General features: G+C 65.2%; 22 protein-coding genes. 12 read left to right on the forward strand and 10 right to left on the reverse strand.

Annotated features, from left to right (window positions below):
- Positions 1-204 precede the first annotated feature (204 nt).
- From NLM25_RS39770 to NLM25_RS39795, 6 genes are all read left to right on the forward strand, one after another.
- Positions 205-960 carry a 16S rRNA (uracil(1498)-N(3))-methyltransferase gene (locus tag NLM25_RS39770; protein ID WP_254140522.1) on the forward strand — a complete coding sequence of 252 codons (756 nt, stop codon included), beginning with the start codon at positions 205-207 and terminating at the stop codon, positions 958-960.
- Between the two features lie 130 nt (positions 961-1,090).
- Positions 1,091-2,242 carry an ATP phosphoribosyltransferase regulatory subunit gene (locus tag NLM25_RS39775; protein WP_254140523.1) on the forward strand — a complete coding sequence of 384 codons (1,152 nt, stop codon included), beginning with the start codon at positions 1,091-1,093 and terminating at the stop codon, positions 2,240-2,242.
- 3 nt (positions 2,243-2,245) lie between these two features.
- Positions 2,246-3,223 (forward strand): ATP phosphoribosyltransferase, encoded by a 978-nt coding sequence (gene hisG, locus NLM25_RS39780; protein ID WP_254140524.1) that lies wholly within the window; start codon positions 2,246-2,248, stop codon positions 3,221-3,223.
- An 86-nt stretch (positions 3,224-3,309) separates the two neighbouring features.
- Positions 3,310-4,371 (forward strand): glycosyltransferase family 2 protein, encoded by a 1,062-nt coding sequence (locus NLM25_RS39785; RefSeq protein ID WP_254140525.1) that lies wholly within the window; start codon positions 3,310-3,312, stop codon positions 4,369-4,371.
- A complete protein-coding gene (locus tag NLM25_RS39790) occupies positions 4,368-5,213 on the forward strand; it encodes a ChbG/HpnK family deacetylase (protein ID WP_254140526.1) in 846 nt (281 codons plus the stop codon). Before NLM25_RS39785 ends, NLM25_RS39790 begins: the two co-directional genes overlap by 4 nt.
- Positions 5,214-5,340: 127 nt before the next feature.
- The gene (locus NLM25_RS39795; RefSeq protein WP_254140527.1) at positions 5,341-6,168 is read left to right on the forward strand and encodes a DUF2076 domain-containing protein; all 828 of its coding nucleotides are present in this window, start codon (positions 5,341-5,343) and stop codon (positions 6,166-6,168) included.
- Positions 6,169-6,241: 73 nt separating this feature from the next.
- On the opposite strand, the gene NLM25_RS39800 is transcribed toward NLM25_RS39795, so the two are convergent.
- Positions 6,242-7,054 carry a L,D-transpeptidase gene (locus tag NLM25_RS39800; RefSeq protein WP_254140528.1) on the reverse strand — a complete coding sequence of 271 codons (813 nt, stop codon included), beginning with the start codon at positions 7,052-7,054 and terminating at the stop codon, positions 6,242-6,244.
- Positions 7,055-7,369: 315 nt separating this feature from the next.
- Here NLM25_RS39800 and NLM25_RS39805 point away from each other — a divergent pair, with 315 nt between their 5' ends.
- On the forward strand, positions 7,370-8,149 hold the full coding sequence (locus NLM25_RS39805; RefSeq protein WP_254140529.1) for a protein phosphatase CheZ: 780 nt from the start codon (positions 7,370-7,372) through the stop codon (positions 8,147-8,149).
- Between the two features lie 162 nt (positions 8,150-8,311).
- Here NLM25_RS39805 and NLM25_RS39810 read toward each other — a convergent pair whose 3' ends face one another.
- A complete protein-coding gene (locus NLM25_RS39810) occupies positions 8,312-8,833 on the reverse strand; it encodes a hypothetical protein (protein WP_063687171.1) in 522 nt (173 codons plus the stop codon).
- Between the two features lie 329 nt (positions 8,834-9,162).
- On the opposite strand from NLM25_RS39810, the gene groES reads away from it, so the two are divergent.
- The 3 genes from groES to NLM25_RS39825 all read left to right on the forward strand — a co-directional run bounded on the left by groES (position 9,163) and on the right by NLM25_RS39825 (position 12,594).
- Positions 9,163-9,459, forward strand: a complete 297-nt coding sequence (gene groES, locus NLM25_RS39815) for a co-chaperone GroES (RefSeq protein ID WP_254123344.1) — start codon at positions 9,163-9,165, stop codon at positions 9,457-9,459.
- Between the two features lie 146 nt (positions 9,460-9,605).
- The gene (gene groL, locus NLM25_RS39820) at positions 9,606-11,237 is read left to right on the forward strand and encodes a chaperonin GroEL (protein ID WP_254123345.1); all 1,632 of its coding nucleotides are present in this window, start codon (positions 9,606-9,608) and stop codon (positions 11,235-11,237) included.
- Between the two features lie 145 nt (positions 11,238-11,382).
- Positions 11,383-12,594: a hypothetical protein gene (locus tag NLM25_RS39825; RefSeq protein ID WP_254140530.1), complete on the forward strand. Its 1,212-nt coding sequence runs from the start codon at positions 11,383-11,385 to the stop codon at positions 12,592-12,594.
- Between the two features lie 842 nt (positions 12,595-13,436).
- On the opposite strand, the gene NLM25_RS39830 is transcribed toward NLM25_RS39825, so the two are convergent.
- The 3 genes from NLM25_RS39830 to NLM25_RS39840 all read right to left on the reverse strand — a co-directional run bounded on the left by NLM25_RS39830 (position 13,437) and on the right by NLM25_RS39840 (position 16,204).
- On the reverse strand, positions 13,437-13,958 hold the full coding sequence (locus tag NLM25_RS39830; RefSeq protein ID WP_254140531.1) for an AAA family ATPase: 522 nt from the start codon (positions 13,956-13,958) through the stop codon (positions 13,437-13,439).
- A 42-nt stretch (positions 13,959-14,000) separates the two neighbouring features.
- The gene (locus tag NLM25_RS39835) at positions 14,001-14,399 is read right to left on the reverse strand and encodes an META domain-containing protein (protein WP_254123348.1); all 399 of its coding nucleotides are present in this window, start codon (positions 14,397-14,399) and stop codon (positions 14,001-14,003) included.
- A 140-nt stretch (positions 14,400-14,539) separates the two neighbouring features.
- Entirely contained in the window at positions 14,540-16,204 is a 1,665-nt protein-coding gene (locus NLM25_RS39840) for an L-lactate permease (RefSeq protein ID WP_254123349.1), read from the reverse strand.
- Positions 16,205-16,515: 311 nt separating this feature from the next.
- Between NLM25_RS39840 and NLM25_RS39845 the strand changes: the two genes are divergently transcribed.
- Positions 16,516-18,279, forward strand: a complete 1,764-nt coding sequence (locus NLM25_RS39845; RefSeq protein WP_254140532.1) for an ABC transporter ATP-binding protein/permease — start codon at positions 16,516-16,518, stop codon at positions 18,277-18,279.
- A 214-nt stretch (positions 18,280-18,493) separates the two neighbouring features.
- On the opposite strand, the gene NLM25_RS39850 is transcribed toward NLM25_RS39845, so the two are convergent.
- The 4 genes from NLM25_RS39850 to NLM25_RS39865 all read right to left on the reverse strand — a co-directional run bounded on the left by NLM25_RS39850 (position 18,494) and on the right by NLM25_RS39865 (position 22,941).
- Complete coding sequence (locus NLM25_RS39850; protein ID WP_254140533.1) at positions 18,494-19,504, reverse strand: TorF family putative porin; 1,011 nt, start codon at positions 19,502-19,504, stop codon at positions 18,494-18,496.
- Between the two features lie 438 nt (positions 19,505-19,942).
- Positions 19,943-20,314: a histone gene (locus NLM25_RS39855; protein WP_254140534.1), complete on the reverse strand. Its 372-nt coding sequence runs from the start codon at positions 20,312-20,314 to the stop codon at positions 19,943-19,945.
- A gap of 69 nt (positions 20,315-20,383) precedes the next feature.
- Positions 20,384-21,706 (reverse strand): glycolate oxidase subunit GlcF, encoded by a 1,323-nt coding sequence (gene glcF, locus NLM25_RS39860; RefSeq protein ID WP_254140535.1) that lies wholly within the window; start codon positions 21,704-21,706, stop codon positions 20,384-20,386.
- Positions 21,703-22,941 carry an FAD-binding protein gene (locus NLM25_RS39865; RefSeq protein WP_254140536.1) on the reverse strand — a complete coding sequence of 413 codons (1,239 nt, stop codon included), beginning with the start codon at positions 22,939-22,941 and terminating at the stop codon, positions 21,703-21,705. Before NLM25_RS39865 ends, glcF begins: the two co-directional genes overlap by 4 nt.
- A gap of 377 nt (positions 22,942-23,318) precedes the next feature.
- Here NLM25_RS39865 and NLM25_RS39870 point away from each other — a divergent pair, with 377 nt between their 5' ends.
- On the forward strand, positions 23,319-23,654 hold the full coding sequence (locus NLM25_RS39870; RefSeq protein WP_254140537.1) for a putative quinol monooxygenase: 336 nt from the start codon (positions 23,319-23,321) through the stop codon (positions 23,652-23,654).
- A gap of 61 nt (positions 23,655-23,715) precedes the next feature.
- Here NLM25_RS39870 and NLM25_RS39875 read toward each other — a convergent pair whose 3' ends face one another.
- The gene (locus NLM25_RS39875) at positions 23,716-25,209 is read right to left on the reverse strand and encodes an FAD-linked oxidase C-terminal domain-containing protein (RefSeq protein WP_254140538.1); all 1,494 of its coding nucleotides are present in this window, start codon (positions 25,207-25,209) and stop codon (positions 23,716-23,718) included.
- Positions 25,210-25,442: the final 233 nt, after the last annotated feature.

Raw genomic sequence — 25,442 nt, forward strand, 5'->3', positions numbered from 1 at the left:
GTCTCTCCGGCAGGAGCTTACGGGGTTCGGCGCCTTCCTAATTGAAGCGCAACCAGCGTGCTCGCGATTTTACGATTCCCGCCGGCCCTTAACAACCCGCCGAATAGGGCAAGAGCGCGGCGCGCCGCCGCACCGATTCGGCAATATTTACCCCCGGAATGGCTGCTTTCGGTTAATAAATGCGGCGAATCGGACCTTTGAACGATGCCCTCCCACGATTTTCGTGCTCCCCGCCTGTTCGTCGACGCCCCCCTTGCCCAGGACACCAGGGTCCCGCTCGACCGCGACCAGAGCAATTATCTCGGCAATGTGCTGCGGCTTGCCGCCGGTGCCGAGGTTCTGGCGTTCAACGGCCGCGACGGCGAGTGGCAGGCAGCGATCGAAGGCCGCAAGCGGCCGGACGGCCTCGTCATCCTCCAGCAGACCCGGCCCCAGGACCAGCTGGCCGACCTCGCTTACGTCTTCGCCCCGCTCAAGCATGCCCGGCTCGACTACATGGTGCAGAAGGCCATCGAGATGGGCGCCGCCACGCTTCAGCCGGTCCTCACCCGGTTCACCCAGGCCTCCCGGGTCAACACCGAGCGAATGCGCGCCAATGTCGTCGAAGCAGCCGAGCAGTGCGGCATTTTGAGCATCGCCGCGGTGACCGAGCCGGTGCCGCTGGAGCGGTACCTCAGTCAGCGCCCTGCGGGCCGCCTGCTCATCTTCTGCGATGAGGCAGCGGAGGTCCAAAACCCCGTTCAAAGCCTGCAAGGTGCGTACGAGCCCGGCCAAGGTATCGACGTGCTGATCGGCCCCGAAGGGGGCTTTGCCGAGGAAGAGCGAGCGCTGTTGCTGCGGCAGCCGAAAATCCTGCGGCTGGCGCTCGGCCCCCGCATCATGCGGGCCGACACCGCCGCGGTGGCCGCGCTGGCGCTGGTGCAGGCGGTGCTGGGCGATTGGGGCGGCGGGACCGGCTGATCCCGGCATTGCCCGGCCATTAAGCGATTGATCCTTTGGAGGTCGAAACCGTTTCCGGGCCATGCTAAGGGCTGCGCCAATTCGCCTCCCCTTGCCCTGCCCGGTTCCACCGGGACGATGGACCCCTCTTATGACCGCGACTGCCACCTCAAATGCTGCCGGCTCCGCCGCCTGGGCGGATACGCTGCTCTTGTCGTTCGCGCAGGCCGGCTATGTCAGGGCTGAGCCCGCGATCCTGCAGCCGGCCGAGCCGTTCCTGGACCTCTCCGGCGAGGACATCCGCAAGAGCCTGTATCTGACGACGGACCTGTCCGGCGAGGAACTCTGCCTGCGGCCCGACCTGACCATTCCCGTCGCCCGCGACTACCTCGCCTCCGGCCGCGCCGGCCAGCCGGCCGGGTTCAGCTATCTCGGTCCGGTGTTCCGCTACCGCAGCGGCCAGGCCAGTGAATTCCTCCAGGCCGGTATCGAATCGTTCGGCCGCCAGGACCGTGCCGCGGCGGATGCCGAGATGCTGGCGCTGGCGCTGGAGGCGACCAGCGCCTTCGGCGTCCGCGACGCCGAGATCCGCACCGGCGACGTCGCGCTGTTCAACGCCCTGCTCGACGCGCTCGACCTCTATCCGGTCTGGCGCCGCCGTCTGGTCAAGGATTTCAACCGCAAGATCAGCCTGGAAAAGGATCTGGAGAAGCTCGCGGCCGCGACCACCGCGACGCGCAGCGAATACGAGGGCGTGCTGGCCGCGCTTGCCGGCTCCGACCGCAAGGCGGCGCTGGCTTTCGTCACCGATCTGATGTCGATCGCCGGGACCACCAATGTCGGCGGCCGCACCACGGCCGAGATCGCCGACCGTTTCCTCGAACAGTCGACGCTGAAGGGTGGCGCACTGCCCCGCGAGGCGATCGCCGTGCTCAAGCGCTTCCTGGGCATCTCGGGCAATCCCGACGATGCCATCGCCGAGCTGCGTGCGCTCACCACGGACGCGAAGCTCGATCTCACTGCTGCCGTCGACCAGTTCGAAAGCCGGGTCGGTTTCATGGCCGCGCGCGGCATCGACGTGAAGCAAACCCGCTTTTCGACCGCGTTCGGGCGCGGCCTCGACTACTACACCGGTTTCGAATTCGAGCTGCATCACAGGGGCAACGGCGCCGAGCCATTGGTCGCCGGCGGCCGCTATGACGGGCTGATGACCCAGCTCGGTTCAGCCGAGCCGATCCCCGCGGTCGGCTTCTCGGTCTGGGTGGACGCGCTGACCCGGATCGGCCGCAAGGTGGGAGCTTAAGCCATGAGCGCGCCATTCGTCCTGGCCGTTCCCTCCAAAGGCCGCCTTCAGGAAAACACCGAGGCGTTCTTCGCCCGCGCCGGGCTCAAGCTGTCGAAGGCCGGCGGCGCGCGCGACTATCGCGGCACGCTTGCGGGCCTCGACAATGTCGAGGTCGCGTACCTGTCGGCGAGCGAGATCGCTTCGCAACTGTCACGCGGCAATGCGCATCTCGGCGTTACCGGCGAAGACCTGGTGCGCGAGAACATCGCGGATGCCGACAGGCGCGTGTCCCTGATCGAAGGGCTCGGCTTCGGCTATGCCGACGTCGTCGTCGCGGTGCCGCAGGCGTGGATCGACGTCCGCACCATGGCCGACCTCGACGACGTCACCACCGGCTTCCGCGAGCAGCATCACATGCGGATGCGGGTCGCGACCAAGTTCATCAACCTCACCCGCGCCTTCTTCCAGACCCACGGCATCACCGATTACCGCATCGTCGAGAGCGCAGGCGCGACCGAAGGCGCGCCGGCGGCCGGCAGCGCCGAGCTGATCGTCGATATCACCACGACCGGCGCGACGCTCGCCGCCAACGGATTGCGGGTGCTCGACGACGGCGTGATCCTGCGCAGCCAGGCCAATCTGGTCGCCTCAAGGGACGCCGACTGGTCGCCGCAGGCGCGGGAGACCGCCCGCGTCATCCTCGATCACATCGCAGCAAGGGCACGGGCGAACAAATACCGCGAGGTCCGGACCCGCTTCCGGCAATGCGACGCGGCCCTGCTTGGCGAAGCCCACAGCCGTTTCGGCGTCGAAGCCCCGTTCGGCGGACCGACCTCGTCGGGCATGCTGACGCTGCACTGCCCGCCGGGCCAGCTCTATGCGCTGGCGAGCTTCCTGCGCGAGCATGGCGCCGAGACCGTCTCGGTGGTTTCGCTCGACTACGTGTTCGACCGGGAGAACCCGCTGTTCGCCAAGCTCGAGGCGTTTCTGCGGCGGTGAGCCTCGGGTCCGTTCAGCGTAGCGACAGCAAACGGCAGCTACCATATGCTGCTCAGAACAATTGGACGCCTCTGGAACCTTGATCAATGACGCTGGGCTCTGACGTTTCCGGCATGACGACCACCGCGGCCAGCGCCGCCGCGAAGGGGTTGTCGATTGTCGTCCCCGTCTACAACGAGGCGGCGGGCCTTGCCGCCCTGCACCAGCGCATCTGCGATCTCGCAAGGACCTTGCAGGAGCGCTATCGCCTCGCTTGCGAGGTCGTCTATGTCGACGACGGCAGCGCGGACGCGACGCTGTCGATTGCCCGCTCGCTGCCGGCCGACGCGATCGACGTCCAGGTGGTCTCGCTGTCGCGCAATTTCGGCAAGGAGGCGGCGCTGATGGCCGGCCTCGACCATGCCCGGCTCGGCGCCGTGATGTTCATGGACGGCGACGGCCAGCATCCGCCGGCCCTGGTCGAGCAGCTCGTGCGGCACTGGATCGAGGACGGCTATGACGTCGTCTATACCGCCAAGGCCCATCGCGACAACGAGCCCTTCCTGCGCCGCGTCGCCGTGCACGGCTTCTATGCGCTGATCAATTGGGGCGCGCGCCAGAAGATCCCTGAAGACGCCGGCGACTTCCGCCTGCTGTCGCCGCGCGCGGTCGCAGCCCTCAGGCAGCTGCCGGAGCGCAACCGCTTCTTCAAGGGCCTCGCGAGCTGGATCGGCTTCCGCCAGATCCGCGTCGACTACGAGCCCGCGCCGCGCACCCACGGCGTGACGACCTTCAGCGCCGCGCGCCTGCTCGGCCTGTCGATCGAAGGGGTGACCTCGTTCTCGGTGGCGCCGCTGCGCTTCGCCAGCCTGCTCGGCGTGATCCTCGCCGGCGGCGCCTTCCTGTTCGGCCTCTCGATCCTCTGGGAGGTCTGGACCACCGGCAAGCAGGTGCCCGGCTATCCCTCGCTCGTGATCGGCCTGATGACCATCGGCGGCGTGCAGCTCATCATGATCGGCATCGTCGGCGAATATATCGGCAAGATCCTGTCCGAGCTGAAGGCGCGCCCGATCTACTTCGTCGCCGAGCACAGCGAGAAGCATTTCGAGACTGACAAGGCCCAGGCCGCTTCAAGCCAGGACGCCTCGAAGAGGACGGCCGCCGAATGAGCGCGGCCGCGGGCCTGCGGCGGATCTGGCTCTGCGCCGACGATTACGGCATCAGCCCGGGCGTCAACCGTGCCATCCGCGACCTGATCGAGCGCGGCCGCCTCAATGCCACCTCGGTGATGATGGTGGGACCCGCGATCGAGCGCAGCGAGATCGAGGCGCTCCAGACGGCGGCGAAAGCGAGCCCGCGCTGCGCCATCGGCTTGCACGTGACATTGTCGGCGCCGTTCCGGCCGCTCACCATGCATTTCCGACCGCTCGACGGCGACATGTTCATGCCGTTCCCAAAACTGCTGCGCGCGGGCCTTGCACGCCGACTCGACCGCGAATTCTTTCGCAACGAGGTCAAGGCGCAGCTGGCGGCGTTCGCGGAAGCGTTCGGGCGCGTGCCTGACTTCGTCGACGGCCACCAGCATGTGCAGCTCTATCCGCAGGTGCGCGACGGCTTTGTCGACGCGGTCGCCGAAGTCGCGCCAAAAGCCTGGGTGCGCCAGGGCGGCCGCGACCTGCCGCTCCTGCAGCGGCTGGCCTCACCAAAAGCGATGGTGCTCGATATCCTCAGCGCACAGTTCCGCCGCCGCGCCGGCACGGCCGGCCTCAGCTTCAACCCCGGCTTCGCCGGCGCCTATGATTTTACGCGCGAGGCCGATTTCGGCGCGTTGATGCGGCAATTCCTGGACGGCCTTCCCGATGGCGGCCTCGTGATGTGCCACCCCGGCTTCGTCGACGACATCCTGTCCGGCCTCGATCCGATGACGGACGTCCGCGAACGCGAGCACGCGTATCTGGCGGGAGATGCGTTTGCGCGCCTGCTGACGGACAGCGGCGTCACGCTGGGGTGAAACCGGCGGAAAGCCGGCCCGGGAGGCAGCTTGTCGCATACCGAAATTTAATCCGGCCGCCACTGTTGGGGCCACAATGGAACCCTACATCCCGCTTGCGCTTGTTTTCGCGCGAGGGAGACTGACCATGACGCCGCAGGAACGCCAGCTCGTTGACGAGCTTTTCGACCGGCTTTCGAAACTGGAAAATGCACCGCGCGATCCCGACGCGATTGCCGCGATCTCCGATGGCCTGCGCAAGGCCCCCGGCGCAGTCTACGCGCTGGTGCAGACCACGCTGCTGCAGGACGAAGCGCTGAAGCGCGCCCATAACCGCATCCAGGAGCTGGAAGCGGCGCAAGCCCCCGAGCAGGCGCAGTCCGGCGGCTTCCTCGACACCATGCGCGATTCGCTGTTCGGCGGAGGCCCGTCGCGCGGCTCGGTTCCGAACGTGCCGCCGCGCGATGCGCGGCCGGTCTGGAACACCGGTCAGGCGATGCAGCAGACGCAACCGGGCTACCCGCCTTACGGACAAGCTTACGGCCAAGGTCAGGGCCAGGCTCCGGGCTATGGCGCCCCGCCGGTCGGCGGTGGCGGCGGCTCGTTCCTCGGCACGGCGGCGGCGGCCGCAGCCGGCGTCGTCGGCGGCTCGCTGCTGCTCTCCAGCATTCGCGGCATGATGGGCGGATCGCACCAGCAGGCCTTTGGCGACACCAGTTCCCTGGGCGGCGACCGCAACCCTTGGGGCGGTAGCGATCAGTCCGGCGGCTCGCTCGCGCGCGATGCCGGCCTCAACGACATCGGCTCGAACCGCGACCGCGGCGACGGCTCGCGCCAGGGCTTCGCCGACCAGGCGTCGAACGATCGGGACAACAACGACCAGAACTACGACGACAACAACGACGACGGCCATATGGACATGGCCGACGACAGCGATTTCGACGACGGAGACGACGGCGGCAGCGATTACGCGTGAGGCTGCCCGATAACGCCGCAAGCAAAAACGGCCGCCCCGAGGGCGGCCGTTTTCATTTTGAAACTCCGGGCGCTCACATCACCACGACCTTGGTGCCGACATTGACGCGGCCGTAGAGGTCGATGACGTCCTCGTTGCGCATGCGGATGCAGCCGGAGGAGACGTTGGTGCCGATGGTCCAGGGCTCGTTGGAGCCGTGGATGCGGTAGAGCGTCGAGCCCAGATACATCGCGCGCGCGCCGAGCGGATTTTCCGGGCCGCCTTCCATGTGCCGGGGCAGATCGGGCCGGCGCGCGATCATTTCCGCCGGCGGCGTCCAGTCCGGCCATTCGCGCTTGGCCGTGATCGACTTCACGCCGGACCAGGTGAAGCCGGGACGGCCGACGCCGATGCCGTAGCGCATCGCACGTCCGTTGCCCTCGACGAGATAGAGAAACTTGTTCGGCGTATCGACCACGATGGTCCCGGCACTTTCCTTGCCGCTATAGTCAACAGACTGTTTCTCGAACCTCGGATCGAATGGACGCTGACGCGGGTCGACCGCTTCCTGCTGAAGCGCGCCTTGCTGATATCCGCCTTGCATCTGCGGCTCGCCCATCGGCGGCAGGCGGCGCGGGTCGTAATAGCCCGGCTGCTGCTGATAGACCGGCTGCTGCGGCGCGTAGGCCGGACCGCGACCGGGGCCGTCGCCGAACAGGAACTCGATGAAGCCGCCGCCCATGTTCGCGTTGGAGGCGACGCGCACCGGCGCCGTCGGCACCTGCGGCTGGTAAAGCACCGCTGGCGGATCGTTCGGCACGCTATTGTCGAAGGCGCTGGCGCTGCTCGCGCCGGCAATGAAGGTGCAAGCGCTGCCGAGCAGCGCGACAGACATTTTCTTGAACATCGACGTACTCTGTACTGTTTCGTCTAGATCACATGCGTCGTGGCGCATTGATGGCTGATCGGCGACCGCGACGTGGTCAATAAAGAGCAAAAGCCGTTTTGTTTGGTAAACGGAAGCAGCGTTTGGATTCACCACGTCGTCAGCAACGGGGCAATTTGGCGATCAGCGTTTATTTTCGATGAACGCCTCGCACCCATGGTTAATCGCTCGTTTTCACGCCGTCGCGCGCGACCGCAGAACAGTTCCGGCTGTGAACTTCGTGTTAAATCGCTTCTGCCTACAAAGACGCGTGAATGAGGTGGGGGGAGTATCCTGATGGCTGTTCACCGCAAGCGTTTTCGTGTCGAGGATATCGCCGGTGGCGAGATGCCGATTCTTGATTTAACTGAAGAGGCAGGCCCGATGCATAGCGAGATCATGGCGGAGCTGCGTGCGATCCGCGCACAGATGGCGAAGGGCACTGTGCCCTTGTCCGGCAGCGCAGCCATGGCGGCGATCGACGCCTCCACCGCCCACGAGCTCTCCGAAGCTCGCACCATGCTCGACACCTACCGGGCGCAGATCGAGCAGTGCGAGAAGCTGAAGGTCGAGCTCGACCTCATCCACGACGCCATCGATCGCACCAAGCGCGAGATCGCGACGCTGCACGGCAAGAGCTTCGACGGCGGCGAGATGGCCAAGGTCAATGGCGAGCTCGGCGCGGTCGTCGGCGGCACCGAGCAGGCGACCCAGCAGATCCTCGAAGCCGCCGAGTCGATCGACCAGGCGGCCAGCGCGATGTCCAAGGTGCAATCGGCCGACCAGCAGAAGCGGCTGGCCGACGACATCCAGGAACGCGTCATCTCGATCTTCGAAGCCTGCAACTTCCAGGACCTGACTGGCCAGCGCATCAGCAAGGTCATGACCACGATGAAGTTCATCGAGCAGCACATCAATGCGATGATGGAGATCTGGGGCGGCGTCGACGCGATCAAGGCCCATGTGCCCGCGCCGGCCGACACCCGCAGCGAGGACGAGAAGCTGCTCAACGGCCCCAAGCTCGCCGGCGACGTCGGCCACGCCTCGCAGGACGACATCGACGCGCTGTTCGACTGAGCGAACGCGGAATAGGGAAAAACAAAACGCCGGCGTAAGCCGGCGTTTTTTGTTGTCTTGCTGAATGTGTCTCACGTCATTCCGGGGCGGTCCACAGGACCGAACCCGGAATCTCGAGGTTCCGGGTTCACGCTTCGCGTGCCCCGGAACGACAGAAGGACATCACGCCCTCGGCGCGCAGCGGACGTAGACCATGTTGCCGTAGCGGGTGGCGGCGTCCTTGTCGATGAAGCGGGTGATCAGGACGCGGCCGTCGAAGGAGACGATCTCGCGGTCCTGCTCGCCGGGGGTGGGACCCGCCGGCCCGATATAGTTCTTGCCGCTGGGCGAGCCCTTCAGCCGCAGCTCCTGCGGCGTCGCCTGGTCGGCGAGATGCATGATCACGCCGCCGGAGGAACCGGCGGTGATCACGTAGGGGTTCTTGCATTGCGCCCTTGCCGCGGCTTCCGTGCGGGCGCGGTCGGCCGGGTTCTGGAACGAGGCGAGGCCCCAGCGGCCGACGATCTCGTCGGCGCGGATGGTCGCCGGCATTTCCGGACCGGTGCCGGGCTCGGCCTCGGGCGGCGGCGAAGACGACGAGAAGGACGGCAGGCTCATCCCGCCGCCGCAGGCGCCAAGCAGCAGCGCCAGGCAGGAGGCGGCCGCCAGATTGGCAACCGTGCGTGCGTGAGCTGAACTGATCATGACATTCCCCCGAGCAAACCGTCCCCCAAACGAGACCCCGACCGTATCCCTCCTGCAGCCAAGCGCAAAACCGCTGTCGGAGCAATGACGTCCTTTATACGCCAGCGCGACCAATAAGTTTCTGTAGACACAATCCTATATCCGCCTCACCAATCGCTTAACCACCATTGCTTGACAGGATCGCGGCCAAGCCATATTTCCGGGCGCACTATTAGCACTCGGAAAGCCCGATTGCTAAGCGCGCCGTTCGATCCTCGGCAAGAGGGTGGACGAAGCGCCGCCCCACCCACTTCCACTACCTCCGAAGCGAGCCTCCAAAGGGAAACGTCATGGCTAAATCCAAATTTCGTCCGCTGCATGACCGTGTCGTGGTCAAACGTATCGACGCCGAGGAAAAGACCAAGGGCGGCATCATCATTCCGGACACCGCCAAGGAAAAGCCGTCCCAGGGCGAGGTCGTCGCCGTCGGCCCCGGCGGCCGTGACGAGGCCGGCAAGCTGATCCCGATCGACCTCAAGATCGGCGACCGCGTGCTGTTCGGCAAGTGGTCGGGCACCGAGGTCAAGATCGACAACGAAGACCTCCTGATCATGAAGGAGTCGGACATCATGGGCGTAATGGCCTAAGGCCATCCGCCTGAACAGCCGCTGAATGTCATGCCCGGATCGCGCGATCCGGGCATTCCATCATTCCGCCGGGTTCGATTGCGCACCCCCGACATGATGCGACAGACGAGCGGCAGACACATCACGAAACACGAGGGATTGAAGAAATGGCTGCCAAAGACGTCAAGTTTTCCGGAGACGCGCGCGATCGCATGCTGCGCGGTGTCGACATTCTCGCCAACGCCGTCAAGGTGACGCTCGGTCCGAAGGGCCGCAACGTCGTCATCGAGAAGAGCTTCGGCGCGCCCCGCATCACCAAGGACGGCGTCACCGTCGCCAAGGAGATCGAGCTCGAGGACAAGTTCGAGAACATGGGCGCCCAGATGCTGCGTGAGGTCGCCTCCAAGACCAACGACCTCGCCGGCGACGGCACCACCACCGCGACCGTGCTGGCCCAGGCCATCGTGCGCGAAGGCGCCAAGGCGGTTGCCGCCGGCATGAACCCGATGGACCTCAAGCGCGGCATCGACAGCGCGGTTGCGGCCGTCATCAAGGACATCGAGAAGCGCGCCAAGCCGGTCGCCGCCTCCTCCGAGGTCGCCCAGGTCGGCACCATCTCGGCCAACGGCGATGCCGCCATCGGCAAGATGATCGCCCAGGCGATGCAGAAGGTCGGCAACGAGGGCGTCATCACCGTCGAGGAGAACAAGTCGCTCGACACCGAGGTCGACATCGTCGAGGGCATGAAGTTCGACCGCGGCTATCTGTCGCCCTACTTCGTCACCAACGCCGAGAAGATGACCGCCGAGCTCGAGGACGCCTACATCCTCCTGCACGAGAAGAAGCTGTCCGGCCTGCAGGCCATGCTGCCGGTGCTGGAAGCCGTGGTGCAGTCGGGCAAGCCGCTCGTCATCGTCGCCGAGGACGTCGAGGGCGAGGCGCTGGCCACCCTGGTCGTCAACCGCCTCCGTGGCGGCCTGAAGGTCGCGGCCGTCAAGGCGCCGGGCTTCGGCGACCGCCGCAAGGCCATGCTGGAGGACCTCGCGATCCTCACCGGCGGCCAGCTCATCTCCGAAGACCTCGGCATGAAGCTCGAGAACGTCACGGTGAAGATGCTCGGTCGCGCCGGCAAGGTCGTGATCGACAAGGAGAACACCACGATCGTCAAGGGCGCCGGCAAGAAGCCGGAGATCGAGGCCCGCGTCGGCCAGATCAAGGCCCAGATCGAGGAGACCACCTCGGACTACGATCGTGAGAAGCTCCAGGAGCGTCTCGCCAAGCTCGCGGGCGGCGTCGCGGTGATCCGCGTCGGCGGCGCGACCGAGATCGAGGTCAAGGAGAAGAAGGACCGCGTCGAGGACGCGCTCAACGCCACCCGCGCCGCGGTGCAGGAAGGCATCGTCCCCGGCGGCGGCGTCGCGCTGCTGCGCGCCAAGAAGGCGGTGGGCCGTCTCACCAACGCCAATGCCGACGTCCAGGCCGGCATCAACATCGTGCTGAAGGCGCTGGAAGCCCCGATCCGCCAGATCTCCGAAAACGCGGGCGTGGAAGGCTCGATCGTCGTCGGCAAGATTCTGGAGAACAAGTCCGAGACCTTCGGCTTCGACGCCCAGAACGAGGACTATGTCGACATGGTCGAGAAGGGCATCATCGATCCCGCCAAGGTGGTGCGCACCGCGCTCCAGGACGCCTCCTCCGTCGCCGGCCTGCTGGTGACCACGGAGGCCATGGTCGCCGAATTGCCGAAGAAGGAAGCTCCGCCCGCCATGCCGGCCGGCGGCGGCATGGGCGGCTTCTAAGCCTGCCGTTCCGTTACAGTGTTGCGAAGGCCGCCTCCGGGCGGCCTTCTTTTTTGCCGACCCTGCCCCTCCGCTTTCCGATTCAACCGGCGGCCAAAACCCACTACGGTGGCGCGCCGATTCTGTTTCCGCGAGGATTTCGTCGATGCGCGCGCTTCTGGTTTGCCCGACAGTTGCTTTGGCCGCCCTGCTTGCAGTTTCGCCGCATTCCGCATCGGCCCAGATGAAGCTGTCGCCGAAGGCCACCACCCCGGGCGGAACCGAGATCCGCTATTTCACCTCGATCGACGGGCTGATGGACGGCAATGCCGACGTGATCCTGAAGGAGACGCGGCAGGGCAAGACGGTGACGGCGGCCGTGCTCGACGTCTGCTATCCCGTCGCAAAGAATTCCGACCGCAAGGACCGCTTCGTCGTCAATCTCCAGGTCGCGGGCCAGAACCTGACGGGCACGACGCAGAGCCTCGGCGAGAAGGCGCCCGTCACCGTCAAGCTGCTGCGCAAACAGTCCGGCGACACGTTCGAATTCCGCGGCCAGATCGCGATCGGCCAGACCGTGACCGAGGTCACCTCGCCCGACAATTCCGATCTCAGCGAGAAGGAATTTCAGGACAACCAGACCTCGGACGACGGCATCACGCCGCAGCCGAAGGATTTCACCGACGTCTCGCCGGAAGCGATCGCGGTCAAGGTCAAGCTGGACGCGGCGACCGAGTTCCTGAAGAGCCTGAAGGGCCAGGAGGTCGAGGTGACGCTGGCGAGCCTGTCGGTCGGCTGCGATGCGCTGCGCGCCGGCGAGCAGACCATCAACATGTCGGTCGATCCGGAACGCGCCGGCGCCCTGCTCGCAAAGTTCAAGGCGATGCCGGGTGTCACTGCGGCAGGCTGGACCGCTGGCATGACCGAGATGGACCGCACCATCCGCTTTGCGGCCGCCGACTGGCGCGACGGCGACAAGATCAACCGCGACAAGGTTTCGACCGCCGTCTCCAACGTGCTGAGCAGGACGCTCGCGGCAAAGCCGGTGTCGCACAGCTTCAACCCGGCCACCGGCAAGCTCAAGCTGGTCTTCAAGCGGCCGAACCAGGATTTTCCGGCGCTCGAGCTCACCGACACGATCGAGGTTGCGGGGCTGATCTCGCCGGACAAGCCCGGCACGACCGACAAGCTCATGCTGTGGATCGGAAGCCCCTCGACCACCACCGCAGATGAGAGCAGCGGTGCCAAGCTCAATCTCTCGGATGACGCTTCGGCCGACGAGGAAGGCGATCAGCCCGACGACAACGGTTCGATCGAGGCGCTCACCAAAGAACTCAAGGGCCAGCGCTGGGACGCCGACAAGTCGGTGTGGAAGTAGGCCCAGTTGCCGCAGTCATTCGCCTGACTGTTAAGATTCGATTCAGTTTAAACGGCCATCATCGGGTGGTCGAACGTGGGTCGCATCATGCAAGACCACGAGCCGAGTACCCTTGGAAACATCCGGTCCGGGAATGTGGTTGGCGGCCAGCTGCCAAGGCATCCGGCCAGCCTGTGGGATATCCTAGGCCACGATCGCGAAGAAGTGCTGGTGCTCCGAGACCCGTATGGCTTTCGAGCGCGCACCGCTCTGCTGTTTACAATCGCACTTGCGGCAAGCTTTGGGTTGGGGTGGGCCGGGGGACTGAATTGGCCCGCGTTCGCAAACATGCTCGGCGTCAGCCCAATTACCCAGAAAGCGGCACCCTCACCGCGAGCTTCTGAAACAAGATCCGGAGGCAAGATTGAAGGCGCTCGAAAGATGGTATCCACCTCCGAGCAAACAACCGCACCCGCTTTTGTAGGAAGCATTCCCAGGACCGCAACGTCGGGCGCACGCCCGTTGGCGGCCTCGCAAGTCACTACAAGCCCATCCGGGCCAGCGATAGCAATGAGGCAGCCTTTGGCGCCGGCACCTGAAACGAGGCCCACAACCATACCCGGGTGGACGGTTGTTGACGTTCGGGACGGAACAGCTGTTCTCGAAGGCCCTGACGGCATTCGGATGGCCGCGCGCGGCGACATTATTCCCGGACTCGGGCGAATAGACTCCATCGTGCGCTGGGGCAGTCGTTGGATCGTCGCCACCGCCAACGGATTGATTGCGACGCCGTAACCGTCAAAGAACGGGGGGCCAGCTGGGCGGCGCTTGGCGAGGAACAGCCCACGGTCCGGGCGATACGACTACAGCGTCACTCCGCGAACATGCGACTCTGCGATATCAACCAACTGCTCAATCGAGCTGGTAGCGGTGTCCAGAATGAGACGCCCCCGATCCCAAGGCTCGTAAACTCTATTCACGACACCGCCCCAAGTGGGCAAGTCATGCCCATAGATATCCGGCAAGCGGCCCTCCAATCGGCTTCGATGCATGCACAAATCGCTGCAGACTGTTTCGATCTCGACAATCCGTGCTGCGCTTCCCCTCGCCGTCTCCCGCCACCCGTTGCGGCTTGCAACGACCGGATTGACGCAATCGGCGATGACCATGCGGCCGAGCTTGAGGTTTTCCGCGGCCAGCGCGTTCGCAATCACATAACCCATCTCGCCACCGGCCTGGCCCGCCGCGTACAAACTCTGCTCGATCGCGTCGATGCGGAGATAGGTCGCTGACAGTCGTCGTGTGAGCTCCCGTGAGATGGTGGTCTTTCCGGTCCCGGGGAGGCCGCCGAACACAACCAGCAGGGGCTGTCGAGACGCTGCCATGGCTCAAGTCCAATGGCCATGAGGTGCCGGCTGTCGAGAAGCTTAATTCCCGGTCGTGCGAAAGCGTAGCGACTTGGGGCCGACGAGCGTCAGCACGTCGCCCTGACGCTTCCAGGTCTCGACACTGCTCAGCGCTGCGACGAGTTCGTCGTCGGCCTGCGCCCTGGCCGGCGGGCAGGAGCGATCCTGGATCTGGCCGGGAACGAAGATCACGGTGTTGCCGGCGACCGAGAACTGGCCCTTGCCGCCCTTGCACCAGAGCTCCAGCACCACTTCGCCATTGTCGCCGATCTCGATGTTCGGAATCCGCTTCGAGCCCGGTTGCGGCAGCGCCTCCAGCGTCATCTCGGTGCCGAACGGAAAACCATCCTCGGCACGCGCGAGCGTGGACACCGCAAGCATTGCAACCGCTACACACACCATCTGCCTGAGCGAAACCATGAGACCTCTCGACCGACCTGATTTGCGGCACCTTCTATAAGACGGCGGCGCCGTTGAGAAGGTTCGCGCACGCTGGATACAAAGATCCCCGCAAGGCGGCGAAGCCCTGCGGGGATCTGCGTTGAAGCGAGCGTTGCCCGTTACTTCAGGACCAGCGCCGTGAACGGCCAGACATAGGCCTGCAACGTCACGAGCACGCCGACGAGGCAGGCGAGCACGATCGAATGCCAGAACACGAAGCGCAGGATGGTGCCCTCGTGGCCGTACCAGTTGGTGGCTGTGGAGGCGACCACGATCGACTGCGCGTCGATCATCTTGCCCATCACGCCGCCGGACGAGTTCGCCGCCGCCATCAGGACCGGCGACAGGCCGAGTTGCTCGGAGGTGATCTTCTGCAGGTTTCCGAACAGCACGTTGGAGGCGGTGTCCGATCCCGTCAGCGCCACGCCCAACCAGCCGAGCAGCGTGCCGAAGAAGGGATAGAGCACGCCGGTTGCGGCGAAGGCGAGGCCGAGCGTCGCGTCGACGCCGGACAGCCGCGTCAACGTACCGATCGCGAGCATCGCCGAGATCGTGATCAGCGAGATCGCGCACAGCCGGATGGTGCGGCCGTACTCGGTCAGGAGCCGGCCGGGACCGACGCCCATCAGGAAGCCGGAGATGATCGCGGCGATCAGCATGCCCGTGCCGGTGAACGAGAGATAGGTGAAGCCGAACACCGCGCTCTCTTTCGTCGGCGCCGGCGCGACCGGCGGCATCTTGTTGATCATCTGATGCAGCTCGGGGACGGGATAGTTCCAGACGAAGATCGAGTTCGCCCAGGTCTTGAAGGCGCCGTTGCCCCAGATCAGCATCACGATGCAGACGATGATCCACGGCAGCAGCGCGCTGAACATCTCGCTCTGCGTCAGCGGCGTCTTGTCGAGCGGCTTTGCCGCGGCCATGGTGGAGGCCGATTCATCATTGCCGCGCAACGCGGGCGACAGCCAGAGCTGCCTGGGCTGCCAGACCTTCAGGAACAGGATCAGCGCGCCCATCGAGATCAGCGACGCGCCGATGTCGACGATCCAGGGATTGATGAAGTTGGAGATCACGAATTGCGGGATCGCGAATGACACGCCGGTAACGAGGATCGCCGGCCAGACGTCTTTCATGCCCTTCCAGCCCGCGAACGCCCACACCACCCAGAACGGCACGATCAGCGAGAAGAACGGCAATTGCCGCCCGACCATCGCGCCGAGGATGTAGGGATCGAGCCCGGTGACGGAGGCAAGGCCCTGGATCGGCGTGCCGAGCGCGCCATAGGCGACCGGCGCGGTGTTGGCGATCAGCGACAGGCCTGAGGCGGCAAGCGGCGAGAAGCCGAGGCCGATCAGCACGGCGCCGGTGATCGCGACCGGGGTGCCGAAGCCCGAAGCGCCCTCGAAGAACGCGCCGAAGGAGAACGCGATCAACAGCAATTGCAGCCGCCGGTCCTCGGTGACGCCGCCGACCGCGCGCTTGAGCAGCTCGAAGCGTCCGGTGGTCACCGTCACCTGGTAGAGGAAGATGACGTTGAGAACGATCCAGCCGATGGGGAAGAAGCCGGTCACGATGCCCAGCACGGAGGCGCGGATCGACATGTTCGCCGGCATCGTGAAGACGAAGATCGTGATCAGATTGGCCACGATCACGGCGATGATTGCCGCAATATGAGCCTGGACGCGGCCGCTCGCGATCAGGACCAGCAGTGTGACGACAGGCACCGCCGCCGCGATCGTCGACAGCACCGGGCTGTGCAGCGGATCATAGACTTGATTCCACATGGTCTTCCTCCCCCACGCCTGTTGCGGCAGGCGGCCCGCGTGGACAGCCGAGCCTGCTTGACGCTGGAAACGATAACCCCCGAGCTGGACGCGAATTCCTCGCGAGTGCGGCGGTTCCCGTCCGCTCACAAGCCCGCGAAGTCCCGGAGGCCCCCACCCCGCGCCGTTGTACCCATGCTAGGGTTGCAAGCTGCGACAAGCCAACGCAAATTGCTGTCTTGCGACTTTAGTCTAAGCGCGCCCATTTCCGCCATTGCCGCAAGCCCTTGGCTCCAGGCACTTGTGCACATCCCCTCAGGAGACAGAGCTCTGTGAAGAACATTAGCGCCACACTCGCGATCGTCTGGCGAATCGCCGGCCCGTATTTCCGATCGGAGGACAAGTGGGCCGGCCGCGGCCTGCTCGCCGCAGTCATTGCGATCGAGCTGGCACTGGTCGCGATCGACGTGCTGGTGAACCAGTGGCAGAACCGGTTCTACAGCGCGCTCCAGAACAGCGACTGGGACGCCTTCGTCACACAGATCTGGATCTTCATCGCCCTCGCCTTCACGGCGATCGCGCTGGCGGTCTACAAGCTGTACCTCAACCAGTGGCTCCAGATCCGCTGGCGGCAGTGGCTGACCCGGCACTATCTCGGCGAATGGCTCGACGGCTCGACGCACTACCGCATGCAGCTCAAGGGCGATGCGGCCGACAACCCGGACCAGCGTATCACCGAGGACGTCAAGAACTTCGTCGAGCAGACCCTGACCATCGGGCTCGGCCTGCTGTCGTCGATCGTGACGCTGTTCTCGTTCGTGATCATCCTCTGGGGCCTGTCCAACGCCGCGCCGCTGCACCTGTTCGGCACCGACCTGATGATCCCCGGCTATCTTTGCTGGGGCGCGCTGATCTACGCGATCTTCGGCACGGCGCTGACGCACTGGATCGGCGCCCCGCTGGTCAATCTCAATTTCGAGCAGCAGCGCTACGAGGCCGACTTCCGCTTCAACCTCGTCCGCGTCCGGGAAAATTCCGAGCAGATCGCGCTGCTCAAGGGCGAAGGCGCCGAACGCGGTCGCCTCCTCCATCGCTTCGGCTTCGTGATCAACAACTGGTACGCCATCATGAGCCGGACCAAGCGCCTCACCGCGTTCTCGGCGAGCTATCAGCAGGCCGCCGTGATCTTTCCCTACGTGCTGGTGGCGCCGGCCTTCTTCGCCAAGAAGATCCAGCTCGGCGACATGATGCAGACGGCGTCGGCCTTCTCGAGCGTCCAGGGTGCGCTGTCGTTCTTCGTGGTGGCCTACCGGTCGCTGGCGGAATGGCGTGCGATCGTCGCGCGTCTCGACGGCTTCGAGATGTCGGTCGCCTCAGCCGCACACCCGCCGGCGCATGAGCCCGCCATTGCGCTGAAGGCCGCGGACGGCAGTCGCAATATCGCCCTCGACCAGCTCTGCGTGAACCTGCCCAACGGCATGCCGTTGGTCGCCGCCGACGCCTTCGCCATCCAGGCGCCGGAGCGCGTGCTGGTGACCGGGCCGTCCGGCGCCGGCAAGTCGACGCTGTTCCGGGCCATCGCCGGCATCTGGCCATTCGGCGCCGGCACCATCTTCATCCCCGAAAAGGCGAAGCTGATGATGCTGCCGCAGCGTCCCTATTTCCCGGTCGGCGTGCTGCGCGATGCCGTCATCTACCCCGCAGCGCCTGGCACGTTCGAGAGCGCACAGATCAGGGACGCGCTGGTCGCGGTCGGGCTGCCCGGCCTCGCCGAGCGGCTCGACGAGGACGGCCACTGGAACCGGATGCTGTCGCTCGGCGAGCAGCAGCGCCTGGGGCTTGCGCGCGCGCTGCTGCATGTGCCGGACTACCTGTTCCTGGACGAGGCCACGGCGTCGCTGGACGAGCCGTCCGAGGCCCGGCTGTACCGGCTGCTGGCGGAGAAGCTGCCGCAGGCCACCATCGTCTCGATCGGCCACCGCTCGACGCTCGACGCCTTCCACACCCGCAAGGTGGCGCTGGTCAACGACGGCGCGATCCACGTGCTCGGTGACGGCGGCGAACCGGCCGAGAAAGAACCGAGCGTGGCGAGCTGAGGCGGGGAGCAAGGTTGGTGGTTCGGTGCCCGGGCTTGACCCGCCTGCGCGGCCGAAGCCGCTTCGGCGAGGCGAAGGCCCGGGCATCCACGCCTTTTCTGCGTCGGAGCTAACACGTGGATGGCCGGGTCAAGCCCGGCCATGACGGGGTAGAGAAAAGCAAAAGGGCGGCAGGTTGCCCTGCCGCCCTCAACAAGTCTCTTCGGGAAGAAACTTACTTCAGGTTGCTCATCGCCGTCAGGTCGAACGAGAGCTTGGCGATGCCGGTGGCGCCGCACCAGTTGGAGCCGACGCCCGACGGATTGATCGGCGTCACGAAGGTGCCGGTCGAAGCGGTGAGATTGCCGCGAGCCGCAAAGTCGCTGGTGAAGGCGTTGCAATCACCCTTGGAGAGGTTGGTGTCGGAGTAGCGCAGGTCCAGCGTGGCGACCTTGTAGGTGAAGCCGATGCCGATGTTCCAGGTGTTGTAGTCGGCATACTTGATGCCGTTCGGGAAGGCCGGGACGCCATAGAAGCTGTCGGAGGTGCCGAGCCACTGACGGCCGAACTCACCCGACACGTACATGCCGACGCCGCTGGCGCCGAAGATCGTGGGGGGCGCGATGTACTTGCCGGTGACCGAAGCGTAGTTGCCCCAGGCGCCCGAGTTCAGGTAGCTCGGGGTATAGTATTCGGTGAAGCCGAACGACCAGTTGTCGTTCACCGTGTAGGTGCCCTTGGCGTAGACTTCGAAGAAGCTGAGGTCCTTCTTGATCACGTTGGTGTTGAGCAGGGCCTTCTCGGCGCAGTCAGCGCCCTGGAACACGCCGGCGTTGTCGATGCCGGTGCCGCCGAAATAGCAGGTGCCGCCCGGATACAGGTAACCCCAGACACCGATATCGAAGGCGAACGCGCCGAAGGTCGGGCGGATACCGCCGTAGATGTCGATTTCGGCCGCGGCGCGGTTCGGGAAGGAGATGCTCTCACCGGACACGCCGACATAGAGCTGCAGGTCCTTGGTGACGTTGTAGCGCGGCTCGAAATAGGCCGTGACCGACGGCTTGTGGTTCGACTGGGTGATGCCGCGGAAGACGTAGTCGCTCATGATCGCGCCGCCGAAGGCGACATCCCAGGGGTCAAAGGCGGGCGGCGGCGGGGCCTTCAGAGCCTTGACCGGCATGTCTGCCGCGAAAGCCGAACCCGTCACCATTGCCAGCGCCGTTGCCAACAAAGCCACTTTTTTCATTTCAATCCCCATCACCAGTTCTCACCCAGTCGGTTTCCCGGAAGCCCCCCGGGGCGTACGACCCGTCTGCAAAATTTCGTTACTGCGACAATCTGGATTGGAGGATGTGAACCGTGAAGCAAAAATCACGAGCATCTGCCGACTTTTTAGGCGTTCTGACGATTCTACAAAAGGTTGTCAGCCTGTGTTGCTTCTCGATCACATTATTTGCATTCCAAAGTGCACAGAGCCGCCCGGATTAATACGGGCGCCTCCGGTGCAGTGGTGCCGGTGCCACGAATCAGACTGACGCAGGAAACGACAACCGCCCGGGGCCATTGTGACGATGCAAAAAGGCCGCAGCGTCACCGCCGCGGCCTTCCTGTTGTCGGTCGTTATCGCCGGGACGGACCCAGCCTTGCCCCGACCTCGGACCTGGCTCCGGCCCTGACTTGGGACCTAGCCTTGTCCGTCGGCCGGCGTCGGCTCCGCAGAAGACGAAGGCATCGCCCAGCTTGTCTCGGCAGCGGGCTCGGGAGCCGGAGCTGCCACCGGCGCTGACGGCTTCGGCGCAGGAGCTGCCTTCGCCTTCCTCGGTGCTGCTTTCTTTGCGGCCTTCTTCGGTGCAGCCGCCTTGGCAGCCTTCTTCACGGTCTTCTTGGCCGACGTCTTCGCAGCCTTCTTGGCGGCCTTCTTCGGGGCAGCCTTCTTCGATTTTTTGGCAGACTTTTTCGCGGACTTCTTGGCTGCCCTCTTCGCGGTCTTCTTCGCCGCTACAGCCTTCTTGGCCTTTTTGGCCTTCTTGCTTTTTTTCTTCTTCGCTTTCGCCATCGTGGTCCTCCTGTTGCCGCCAAACAATGGTCGATCGGGCGTCCTCAGCCGTCACCTCCGGACGAAGACTCAGCTCGACGCATTCAATGCCGGCCGTGCCCCGCCCGTAGCCCAATCGAGAAGCTCAATCGTGTGTACGACCGGAACTGACGTGCCACTGGCAATCTGCACCATGCAGCCGATATTGCCCGCGGCAATCATGTCCGGCTTGACGCTCGCGATGTTGGCGACCTTGCGATCGCGCAACCGGCCCGCAAGCTCGGGCTGGAGAATGTTGTAGGTCCCCGCCGAACCGCAACACAAATGGCTCTCCGGGACATCTTTCACCACGAATCCATTCTTGGAAAGCAATTCTTTCGGAAGGCCCGTGATTTTCTGCCCGTGCTGCAACGAACATGCGGAGTGATAGGCGACGACGATGTTGTCCTGTCGCGCAGTGGGTTCGAGTCCGAGGTCGGCGATGTATTCGGTGATGTCCTTTGCGAGTGCGGACACCTTCGCGGCATCGGCCGCGAAAGCCTGATCCTCACGCAGCAGATAGCCGTAGTCCTTGATCACGGTGCCGCAGCCGGACGCCGTCACCAGGATGGCGTCGAGCCCCTCGCCGGCGGCTTCCCTCTGCCACGCCGTGACGTTGGCTCGGGCCCGTCCCAAGGCATCCTGGTCGTTGCCGAGGTGATGGGTCAGCGCACCGCAGCACTGCTCGTCCCTGACCAGGACGACCTCGACGCCGTGGCGGGTGAGAAGGCTGATGGCGGCCTGGTTGATGCGCGGCGCCAGCACCTGCTGGGCGCAGCCTTGCAGCAGCGCGACCCGGCCGCGCTTCTTGCCGAGTGCTGCGAACACACTGCCCGGCAGGGCTCCCGGCGCCGGCAGCCGGTTCGGCGCCAGGGCCAGCATCGCCTTGAGACGCTGAATCAGGCCGGGCGTGGCCGAGGGCCGCGGTGTCGGCAGGAATACGGCAAGCGGACGGGCCAATCGCGCCAGCCACATGCTGATGCGGAAGCGCTGCGGATCCGGCAGCACGAAGGCCAGCACCTGGCGCAACAGCCGTTCGGCAAGCGGCCTCTGGTAGCGCTGCTCGATCCTGACCCTGGCCTGGTCGACGAGGTGCATGTAGTTCACCCCCGAGGGGCAGGTGGTCATGCAGGCCAGGCACGACAGGCAGCGGTCGACATGCTTGACCACTTCGGCCGTCGGGGTCTGGTCCTTCTCCAGCATCTCCTTGATCAGGTAGATGCGGCCGCGCGGGCTATCGAGCTCGTCGCCGAGCAGCACATAGGTCGGACAGGTTGCGGTGCAGAAGCCGCAATGGACGCAGGCGCGCAGGATCTTGTCGGCTTGCGCGATGTCGGGATCGGCGAGTTGCGCGAGTGAGAATTCGGTCTTCATGCCGCAGCGCCCCGCCTCAAGCGTCCCCGGTTGAGAATGGTTTTTGGATCGAAACTGGCGCGCACCCGCTCGCTCAAGGCGGCAATGCCGGGCGCTTGCGGATGGAACACGTCGACGCCGCGCCTGACCTCCTCGGCCGCCCGGATCAGCGTGGCATGCCCGCCGACGGCGTTCGCACGCTGACGCACGGCGGGCTCATGCGCATCGCCCTTCGGCGGCAGCGCCGCCCAGATCAGGCCGCCGCCCCAATCGTAGATCACGTCGCCACCGGTCTCGCGCGCCAGTTGGGTCCCGAGCGCAGCGCCTGACGCTGGCGGACAAACAATCCGCCACACCGGCCAGGCCCCGAGCGCGCCGCTGGCCGCGAACGGCAGGACATCGCGGATCGTGGCCCACAGCGCGGCAGAGGCCGCATCCTCGACCAGCGTCGCGGTTCCGAACGGCGCCAGCAATTCCCGCAGCGAGCCGGCGCGGTGCGCGGCGGAAGCCGTGATGCCCTCGAGCCGCAACACCGTCAGCGCCTCGCCCTGGCCGGCGATGTCGCCAAGCCCGTCGGTCTTCGCCCGGAACGCCGATTTCGGCAGATGCGCGGCGGCAGAGACGTCGAAGGGCGAGCCGAGCGCCGCGGTCATCGCCTTGTTGGCGACGGCATCGTCGAGCCCGCGCAGCAGCAGCGTCCGCTCCGCTTCGGGCTTCGGCATCACCTTCAGCGTGACTTCGGTCATCACCGACAACGTGCCCCAGGACCCCGCCAACAGCTTGCAGAGATCGTAGCCGGTGACGTTCTTCACCACCTTGCCGCCGGTCTTGAAGCTGTCGCCGAAACCGGAGACGGCATGCGCCCCGAGCAGATGATCGCGCGCCCCGCCCGCCCTGATCCGCCGCGGACCGGCGAGACCGGCCGCGATCATGCCGCCGATGGTTCCCGATACGGGCGTGCCGAGCAGCGGCGCGGTGTTGACAGGCTCGAAGGCGAATTGCTGGTTCTTGGCATCGATCAGCGACAGCACATCGTCTACCGGCGCGCCGGCCTGGAGCGTGACGATCAGCTCGTTGGGCTCGTAGGAGGTGATGGCATTCAGCGCGGAGATATCGAGCACGGCGTTGGTCGCCATCGCATGGCCGATGCCGCGCTTGGAGCCATGGCCGATGATCTCGAGCGGCTGCTCGTTGGCAATCGCCGCGCGCACCACCTCTTCGACGTCTTTGGCGTCTCTGACCCTGAGCGTATCCACGGGAAAAGGCGGTAGCGAAATTCGGCACCAAAATCAAATGCGGCGTGACGCCGGCGACCGGCCAGCGCGCTCGCGATGGGCAGCTCACCGCACGGGACGCGACCGCAACGCTTCGATCTCAATCGAAGCGTTCACGACATCGACACTTCGATCGCCGGCGAACCGAACCCGTCGGGCCATCGCTACAAGGTGACGCCGATCGCGATCGAAACCAAGCGATGGAGGCAAACATGCAGCGATCGACAGAGGCGCGGCCACCCGTCCGCGAAACGTATAGCCGCAGATCGGTGATCCGGGCCTGCGGGACCGTCCTGGCGATCTATCTCTCGCCATGGACGGCGTCGTCATCTCATGCCCAGCAGCAAGGAGGAAACACAATGAACCACTACGCAACGCAGAAATCGATCAGCGACGCCGTCGATGGCGGCGGCCTGCTCGTCGTCGCGCAATGGGAAGCCAAGCCCGGAGAAGCCGACAAGGTCGCGGGAATCCTCGACCATTTTTTGCCGGAAGCGCAGCGCGAGGACGGCGTCAAGCTGTTCCTGATCTCGCGCGGCAAGGACAATCCGGCCCAGTTCCTGTTCTATGAGCTGTTCCGTGATGAGGCCGCCTTCAAGGCCCACCAGGAGAGCGCGCACTTCAAGACCTACATCGCAGGCCAGGCGCTGCCGCTGCTGGCCAAGCGCGAGCGGGCACAGTACGGGCTGCTGTAACAGCTCTTACTTCCTTCTCCCCTTGTTCAAGGGGAGAAGGTAATTCAGCGCGCGCTTGAGGTCAGAACCGCGGGATGTCCGGAAACGCCAGCTTGCCGGCATGCACATGCATGCGGCCGAGCTCGGCGCAGCGATGCAGGGTCGGAAACACCTTTCCGGGGTTGAGCAGGCCCTGTGAATCGAAGGCGCATTTCAGCCGCTGCTGCTGGTTGAGGTCGATCTCGCTGAACATGTCGGGCATCAGGTCGCGCTTCTCGATGCCGACGCCGTGCTCGCCTGTGAGCACGCCGCCGAACTCGACGCAGGCGCGCAGGATGTCGGCCCCGAAGGCCTCGGCGCGCTCGATCTCGCCGGGCTTGTTGGCATCGTAGAGGATCAGCGGATGCAGATTGCCATCGCCGGCATGGAACACGTTGGCGCAGCCGAGCTGGTATTTTTCCGAGAGTTCCCGGATGCGGGCAAGCGCCTTCGGCAGCGCGCCGCGGGGAATCGTGCCGTCCATGCAGAGGTAGTCGGGCGAGATGCGGCCAACGGCCGGAAACGCGGCCTTGCGGCCGGCCCAGAACAAATTGCGTTCGGCTTCCGAGGTCGAGATCTGGCACGTCGTCGAGCCGCAAGCGTTCGCGATGGTCTCGACGCGCGTGATCAGCTCGTCGACCTCGATCTTGGGACCGTCGAGCTCGATGATCAGCAGCGCCTCGACATCGAGCGGATAGCCGGCATGAACGAAGGCCTCCGCGGCGTGGATCGCGGGCTTGTCCATCATCTCCATGCCACCCGGGATGATGCCGGCGCCGATGATGCGCGCCACGCATTCGCCGGCGGCCTCGACCTGCGCGAAGCCGACCATCAGCGCGCGTGCCGTCTCCGGCTTCTGCAGGATGCGCACCGTGATCTCGGTGATGACGCCGAGCAGGCCTTCGGAGCCGGTGATGACGCCCATCAGGTCGTAGCCGGCGTTTTCCGCCGACTTGCCGCCGATGCGCAGGATCTCGCCGCTCATCAGGACAATCTCGCAACCGAGCACGTTGTTGGTGGTCATGCCGTATTTCAGGCAGTGCACGCCGCCGGAATTCTCCGCGACATTGCCGCCGATCGAGCAGGCGATCTGCGAGGACGGATCGGGAGCGTAGTAGAAGCCGGCATGCGCGACCGCCTGGCTGATCGCGAGGTTGGTGACGCCGGGCTCGGTGATGACGACGCGATTGTCGAAATCGATCTCGCGGATGCGCTTGAACTTGCCGAGGCCGAGCAGCACGCCGTCCTCGAGCGGCAGCGCGCCGCCGGACAGCGAAGTCCCGGAGCCGCGCGGCACCACCTTGATGCCCTGCCCGGCACAATATTTCAGGACAAGCGAGACCTGCTCGGTGGTATCCGGCAGCACCACGACCATCGGCGGCTGCCGATAGGCGGTCAGCCCGTCGGATTCGTAGGCCCGCATCTCGGCAGGCGTATCGATCACGCCCTCGCCGGGCACGATCGCGCGCAATGCCGCCACGATTTCGGCGCGGCGCGCGAGCACGGCCTGGTCACTCGCAGGCATCATGATGGCCATGGCATATCCTTCCGATTCACGCCGCACGATCGAATTATCACGGCAAATCAACCACGTCCGCGGTGGTTTGGGTAGGCCATCCGAAAGTCGCAGCGGCGATCTTCGGCGAGTTCGCTCTGGGACAAGTAGGACATCATGAAACCTGTCATGGTTTCGCGGCTTGTCCAAGCCGGGCGGGCCTGCCAAAACCGGCGGGTCCGTCGTTTGCCGACCAGGCAAGAGACCGACCAGGC

Origin of the sequence: Bradyrhizobium sp. CCGB01 (assembly GCF_024199795.1) — a bacterium.
In the GTDB taxonomy this organism is placed as follows: Bacteria; Pseudomonadota; Alphaproteobacteria; order Rhizobiales; family Xanthobacteraceae; genus Bradyrhizobium.

Coding starts and splice junctions, on each gene's coding strand:
- NLM25_RS39800 (WP_254140528.1), bottom strand. CDS start 7,054: ATGTTCAAGAAAATGTCTGTCGCGCTGCTCGGCAGCGCTTGCACCTTC.
- NLM25_RS39810 (WP_063687171.1), bottom strand. CDS start 8,833: ATGATCAGTTCAGCTCACGCACGCACGGTTGCCAATCTGGCGGCCGCC.
- NLM25_RS39825 (WP_254140530.1), top strand. CDS start 11,383: ATGCGCGCGCTTCTGGTTTGCCCGACAGTTGCTTTGGCCGCCCTGCTT.
- NLM25_RS39835 (WP_254123348.1), bottom strand. CDS start 14,399: ATGGTTTCGCTCAGGCAGATGGTGTGTGTAGCGGTTGCAATGCTTGCG.
- NLM25_RS39795 (WP_254140527.1), top strand. CDS start 5,341: ATGACGCCGCAGGAACGCCAGCTCGTTGACGAGCTTTTCGACCGGCTT.
- NLM25_RS39790 (WP_254140526.1), top strand. CDS start 4,368: ATGAGCGCGGCCGCGGGCCTGCGGCGGATCTGGCTCTGCGCCGACGAT.
- NLM25_RS39840 (WP_254123349.1), bottom strand. CDS start 16,204: ATGTGGAATCAAGTCTATGATCCGCTGCACAGCCCGGTGCTGTCGACG.
- NLM25_RS39850 (WP_254140533.1), bottom strand. CDS start 19,504: ATGAAAAAAGTGGCTTTGTTGGCAACGGCGCTGGCAATGGTGACGGGT.
- NLM25_RS39785 (WP_254140525.1), top strand. CDS start 3,310: ATGACGCTGGGCTCTGACGTTTCCGGCATGACGACCACCGCGGCCAGC.
- NLM25_RS39770 (WP_254140522.1), top strand. CDS start 205: ATGCCCTCCCACGATTTTCGTGCTCCCCGCCTGTTCGTCGACGCCCCC.
- NLM25_RS39830 (WP_254140531.1), bottom strand. CDS start 13,958: ATGGCAGCGTCTCGACAGCCCCTGCTGGTTGTGTTCGGCGGCCTCCCC.
- NLM25_RS39805 (WP_254140529.1), top strand. CDS start 7,370: ATGGCTGTTCACCGCAAGCGTTTTCGTGTCGAGGATATCGCCGGTGGC.
- groL (WP_254123345.1), top strand. CDS start 9,606: ATGGCTGCCAAAGACGTCAAGTTTTCCGGAGACGCGCGCGATCGCATG.
- groES (WP_254123344.1), top strand. CDS start 9,163: ATGGCTAAATCCAAATTTCGTCCGCTGCATGACCGTGTCGTGGTCAAA.
- NLM25_RS39875 (WP_254140538.1), bottom strand. CDS start 25,209: ATGGCCATCATGATGCCTGCGAGTGACCAGGCCGTGCTCGCGCGCCGC.
- NLM25_RS39870 (WP_254140537.1), top strand. CDS start 23,319: ATGAACCACTACGCAACGCAGAAATCGATCAGCGACGCCGTCGATGGC.
- glcF (WP_254140535.1), bottom strand. CDS start 21,706: ATGAAGACCGAATTCTCACTCGCGCAACTCGCCGATCCCGACATCGCG.
- NLM25_RS39775 (WP_254140523.1), top strand. CDS start 1,091: ATGACCGCGACTGCCACCTCAAATGCTGCCGGCTCCGCCGCCTGGGCG.
- hisG (WP_254140524.1), top strand. CDS start 2,246: ATGAGCGCGCCATTCGTCCTGGCCGTTCCCTCCAAAGGCCGCCTTCAG.
- NLM25_RS39855 (WP_254140534.1), bottom strand. CDS start 20,314: ATGGCGAAAGCGAAGAAGAAAAAAAGCAAGAAGGCCAAAAAGGCCAAG.